This is a genomic window from Candidatus Aquicultor secundus, from assembly GCF_002791875.1.
Classification (GTDB): domain Bacteria; phylum Actinomycetota; class Aquicultoria; order Aquicultorales; family Aquicultoraceae; genus Aquicultor_A; species Aquicultor_A secundus.
In genome coordinates this window covers 11,285-16,640 of sequence record NZ_PFNG01000092.1, presented here as the reverse complement: position 1 = coordinate 16,640, position 5,356 = coordinate 11,285, and the positions used below count along the sequence as shown (strand labels likewise).

4 protein-coding genes are annotated in these 5,356 nt (G+C 51.7%); all 4 read right to left on the bottom strand.

Annotated features, from left to right (window positions below; translation table 11 throughout):
• Positions 1 to 231 precede the first annotated feature (231 nt).
• The 4 genes from COY37_RS03905 to clpP all read right to left on the bottom strand — a co-directional run bounded on the left by COY37_RS03905 (position 232) and on the right by clpP (position 5,346).
• Positions 232 to 2,871 carry a valine--tRNA ligase gene (locus COY37_RS03905; protein WP_286679199.1) on the bottom strand — a complete coding sequence of 880 codons (2,640 nt, stop codon included), beginning with the start codon at positions 2,869 to 2,871 and terminating at the stop codon, positions 232 to 234.
• A gap of 352 nt (positions 2,872 to 3,223) precedes the next feature.
• A complete protein-coding gene (locus tag COY37_RS03900; protein WP_286679198.1) occupies positions 3,224 to 3,406 on the bottom strand; it encodes a DUF3786 domain-containing protein in 183 nt (60 codons plus the stop codon).
• Positions 3,407 to 3,451: 45 nt separating this feature from the next.
• On the bottom strand, positions 3,452 to 4,729 hold the full coding sequence (gene clpX / locus COY37_RS03895) for an ATP-dependent Clp protease ATP-binding subunit ClpX (RefSeq protein WP_286679197.1): 1,278 nt from the start codon (positions 4,727 to 4,729) through the stop codon (positions 3,452 to 3,454).
• An 11-nt stretch (positions 4,730 to 4,740) separates the two neighbouring features.
• Positions 4,741 to 5,346, bottom strand: coding sequence for an ATP-dependent Clp endopeptidase proteolytic subunit ClpP (gene clpP / locus COY37_RS03890; protein WP_286679196.1), 606 nt, complete (start codon positions 5,344 to 5,346; stop codon positions 4,741 to 4,743).
• Positions 5,347 to 5,356: the final 10 nt, after the last annotated feature.

Sequence of the window (5,356 nt, the reverse complement as noted above, 5' to 3'; positions counted from 1 at the left end):
GATGTCGCGGTACTAGTAACAGGCTTCTTTTAGACCCACATTCTTGGCCCATATGCTGCCTACTGCTTACTGCCTACTTTGGACCCACATTCTTGGCCCATATGCTGCCTACTGCTTACTGCCTACTGCCTACTAAAGCCCACTTCCTCGACCCACAACCCATTCACCGATTCACCAGTTTTCCTTCTGGATTCCGGCTTCTGGCTTCTGACTTCCAAAAGGTTTATGGCCCTACAAACTAGCCATCTGTTTTCGCAGCTTGGACGCTTTCTCGTCGAGTTCTTCGAGTTTGGCCTTCTCTTTATCGACAACGGCCGGGGCTGCTTTTTCTAGGAATTGCGGGTTCGCAAGTTTTTTGCGAGACTTTTCGGCATCGGCCTCGGTCTTGGCGAACTCCTTGCTCAGGCGCTTCTTCTCTTCTTCGATATCAACGAGACCCGCGAGCGGCATAAATATTTCAACGCCCTGCTCAACGTCAACCGCCGAGTGCTCGGGCTTTATGATATCCGAGCCGACAACAAGCTCTTCAACCCAGGCCAGCTCTTTAATATATGAGTTGTCGCTCTCAAGGACGGCGCGCTTGCTCTCATCAGGCGTACTCAAGAGAACCTTGACCGGCTTGGTAAGCGCGATACCGAGCACCGATTTGATCGATCTAATCGACGAGGTAACGCTCTGCAGAAGACCCATATCGGCTTCCGCCGTGTCGTTTACCATGGCGCTGTCGGCCTGCGGCCACGGGGCTATGACGATGCTCTCGCCCGCTCCGGGCAGCTTCTGCCATATCTCCTCCGTAATAAACGGCATGAACGGGTGCAGCAGTCTCAGCGTATGGTCCATGATGGTCACCAGCAAGTTCTGGGCAATGCGGCGGCCTTTTTCATCCTCATTCCGGTAGAGCCTCGGTTTTGAAAGCTCGATATACCAGTCGGCGAAGTCGCTCCAGAAGAAATCGTAGATGAGACGGCTCGCCTCCGCGAAGTTATACTCATTGATCGCCTCCTCGACCTGCATGGTGGTGTGGTTCATCCTTGAGAGAATCCACTGGTCGGCAAGGGTCAGGTCGAATTCCTTGATGTCGATACGCTCGTAATCTTTCAGGTTCATCAAGACGAAGCGCGATGCGTTCCAAAGCTTGTTCGCGAAGTTTCTAAATCCCTCAAGCCTCTCCCTAGATAGAAAGATATCCCTGCCCGGCGTAGCCATGCTTGAGAGCGTAAAGCGTAGCGCGTCGGTGCCGAACTCATCGATTATAGTGAGCGGATCGATAACATTGCCCCTGGATTTACTCATCTTGCGCCCGAACTCGTCGCGAACAAGCGCGTGCACGTAAACATCATGGAACGGGATCTCGCCCGTAAAGTGCAGGCCCTGCATGATCATCCTGGCGACCCAGAAGAAAATGATGTCATGGCTGGTTACCAGAAGGTTTGTCGGATAGAAGTACTTGAGTTCTTCTGTTTCAGCGGGCCAACCAAGCGTAGCAAACGGCCACAACGCCGAACTGAACCATGTATCAAAGACATCCTGGTCCTGTTCAAGGTTAGAGCTTCCGCACTTCGTGCACGCGGTAGGCTCCTTCTCCTCAACGATTATCTCGTCACAGTCCTTGCAATACCAGGCGGGAATCTGGTGCCCCCACCAAAGCTGTCTCGAAACGCACCAGTCGCGAATATTATACATCCAGTCAAAGTAGGTCTTGGCCCACTGCACTGGAACGAAGCTTATCTTGCCTTCTTCAACCGCCTTGATAGCGGGCTCTGCGAGCGGCTTCATGCTCATAAACCACTGCGTCGAAAGATACGGCTCGATGACCGTGTCGCAGCGGTAGCAATGGCCGACCGAGTGAGTCATCGGCTCGACCTTAACCAAGAGACCCTTTTCCATCAGGTCTTTAACGATTGCATCCCGGCACTCGAAACGCGTCATACCCTCATAGGGACCTGCATTTTTATTCATCATGCCCTCTGTGGTAAAAACACTGATGCGCTCCAGGCGATGGCGCTCGCCAATCTCAAAATCGTGCGGGTCGTGCGCCGGCGTTACCTTAAGCGCGCCGGTACCGAACTCGGGATTGACGTAGTCGTCGGCGATAACCGGAACTTCACGCCCGATAATCGGGACGATAACCGTCTGCCCGACGAAGTCCTTGTAACGGGCATCCTCGGGGTGAACCGCCACGGCCGTATCGCCAAGAATCGTCTCCGGCCTGGTCGTTGCGACCGTTATATAATCATATGAGTCTTTAACCATATATTTTACGTAGTAGAAGTTGCCTTCTTCTTCGGCGTACTCGACCTCGATGTCGGCGAGCGCCGTAAGGCAACGCGGGCACCAGTTGACGATATAATTGCCCCGGTAAATCAATCCCTCATGGTAGAGCTGGACAAACTCACGACGCACCGCCGCCGAATAGCCCTCATCCATGGTAAAACGCTCACGCGACCAATCACAGGAGGCGCCGAGGCGCTTAAGCTGGTTGATGATGCGGCTGCCGTATTGCTCCTTCCATTCCCAGGTACGCCGTACAAATTCCTCGCGTCCAACATCTTGGCGGGTAAGCCCTTCCGATGCAAGCTGACGCTCGACAACGTTTTGCGTGGCGATACCGGCATGATCCGTTCCCGGAAGCCACAGCGTCGGCTCACCCATCATCCTGTGCTTGCGGATGACGATATCCTGCAGCGTGTCGTTTAACGCATGCCCCATATGCAGCGAACCCGTTACGTTCGGGGGCGGGATAACTATCGTGTACGGCTTCTTGCCGGGCTCGACCTCCGCATGAAAATACCCTTTATCAAGCCAATACTGATACCACTTAGCCTCAACTTCGTGGGGGTTATACACTTTCGGTAGGGTTTCTTGAGCCATATATCTCCCCTTTTCCTTAAGAAGTCAGAAGCCAGGAGCCAGAATTCAGAATAAAACCTTCGTCTAAGAAAGCAACCTAGCCTAGACGGTTTTTAGTAGCAGTAGCGGTGAGTGCCTTCGAGACTCTTCACTTCGTTCAGAGTGACATGTAATCGCTATTAGCTAATCGCCTATCCACTCTCGACCCACAAATTCTGGATTCTGACTTCTGGCTTCTGCTTTTAGATTGGATACTAAAGAATTATAATACCACAGGGTACACCGGCGTGTAAGCAGGTTACTGCACACGGGCCCCTGCAACGGTGTTATTGTCGGGGTTTAATAATAGAAGGTTTAAAAGCTGAGGAACGGTTTACTCTACAAGCCTTCTTGTGAGGGCTTCGCCGATTGCGGCCAGGCTCTCTGTGGTTAAAAACTCGTAAGCCTTCGAAGAGAATAACAGCTTTGCGCCCGGCCCGATTTCATCATCCCCTTCGGATAGAAGTACGAGGCACTCCACCCTGGGAAAGACTTGAAAAATAACGGCGAAATCCAAAAAAAGGCGACCCTTTCGAGTCGCCTTTTCGTTTCGTTCTTTATGTTATGCCGAGACTTCCGTTTCGTCGTGAGGGCTGGCTGTTTCTTCCGTTCCCTCGGTTAACAGTGTCGGCTCTATGCTCTCCTCAATAACCTCTTTAGTTATCACGCACTTCTTAATGTTGGTGCGCGACGGCAGATCGTACATAACGTCGAGTAAAGCGTCCTCGAGGATGGCTCGCAAGCCACGCGCTCCCGTTCCGCGGCCAAGCGCCTTGTGGGCTACCGCATCGAGCGCCTCCTCAGTAAAGACCAGCTCTACGCCATCATACTCGAAGAACTTCTTGTACTGCTTAGCAAGCGCATTCTTTGGCTCTACGAGTATTCGTACGAGGTCCTCCTCGCGCAGGTCGTCGACGGTCGCTATAACCGGCAACCTTCCAACAAATTCCGGTATCATACCGAACCTGAGGAGATCCTCAGGAAGAACCTGGCTCATGATTACGCCGAGTTCTTGCTCGTTCTTACTCTTAATCTCAGCACCAAAGCCGAGGCCTTTTTTGCCGCTACGGCCCTGAATTATCTTTTCAAGACCGGCAAACGCACCACCAACGATAAACAAGATGTTCGTGGTATCGATCTGGATGAACTCCTGATGCGGGTGTTTCCTTCCGCCCTGCGGTGGAACGCTCGCCTCAGTACCTTCCAGTATTTTCAGGAGTGCCTGCTGCACACCTTCGCCGGAGACATCTCGTGTGATCGACGGGTTCTCGCTCTTGCGGGCAATCTTGTCGATCTCATCGATGTAGATGATTCCTGTTTCAGCCCTCTTTACGTCGTAATCAGCAGCCTGGATCAGCTTCAGCAGAATATTCTCGACATCCTCACCGACGTATCCGGCTTCTGTTAGCGCCGTTGCATCGGCTATAGCAAAGGGCACGTTAAGAATCCTGGCTAAGGTCTGTGCCAGCAGGGTCTTGCCACAACCGGTTGGACCAAGCAGTAGGATGTTGCTCTTTTGCAGCTCAACATCATCGTCCCCCTGTGGGCCGACCTGAATCCTTTTATAATGATTGTAAACGGCCACTGAAAGAATTCTCTTAGCAGTTTCCTGACCAATTACATAATCACTAAGGACTGCATAAATTTCCTTCGGCTTTGGGAGGTCTTCTAGTTTGAATTCAACCTCTTCTGTTAGCTCTTCTTCAATTATTTCATTACACAGATCAATGCACTCATCGCAGATATAAACGCCCGGGCCCGCGATTAATTTCTTAACCTGGCGCTGACTTTTACCGCAAAATGAGCACTTGAGCTGCTCGTTTTCGCCGAACTTGGCCATTGCTACCTCCCTTACTTCTTGCGTTGTGTGATGACTTCATCGACTAATCCGTAATCTTTGGACTCAGCTGCCGTCATGATGTAGTCTCTATCTGTGTCGGCATGAATCTTATCCACCGTTTGACCGGTATGCTGGGCCAGGATCTCATCCAATACCCTTCTCGTCCGCAAGATTTCCCTTGCTTGGATATCGATATCGATTGCTTGGCCTTGTGCACCACCGTGCGGCTGGTGAATCAATACTCGTGAATTTGGAAGGGCGAACCTCTTCCCTGCCGAGCCGGACGCAAGCAACAGCGCCGCAGCACTCGCAGCCTGCCCGATACAAATAGTCGATACGTCAGGCTTTATAAATTGCATTGTATCATACACTGCAAGTGCCGCGGTAACGACTCCACCGGGGCTATTAATATAGAGATTGATGTCTTTTTCGGGATCTTCCGATTCCAGATGCAGGAGCTGGGCGATCACAAGATTTGCCACGTTATCGTCTATAGGTGTCCCCAGAAAAATGATCCTGTCTATTAAAAGTCTTGAGTAGATATCGTAAGCCCTCTCACCCCTTGCCGTCTGCTCGACGACCATTGGTATCAACTGGTTGCGGATAATCTCACCCATTATTCAGTCC

Bases quoted from the DNA above. Each gene is read 5' to 3' on its own strand.
- COY37_RS03905 (WP_286679199.1), bottom strand. From the start codon at position 2,871: ATGGCTCAAGAAACCCTACCGAAAGTGTATAACCCCCACGAAGTTGAG.
- clpX (WP_286679197.1), bottom strand. From the start codon at position 4,729: ATGGCCAAGTTCGGCGAAAACGAGCAGCTCAAGTGCTCATTTTGCGGT.
- clpP (WP_286679196.1), bottom strand. From the start codon at position 5,346: ATGGGTGAGATTATCCGCAACCAGTTGATACCAATGGTCGTCGAGCAG.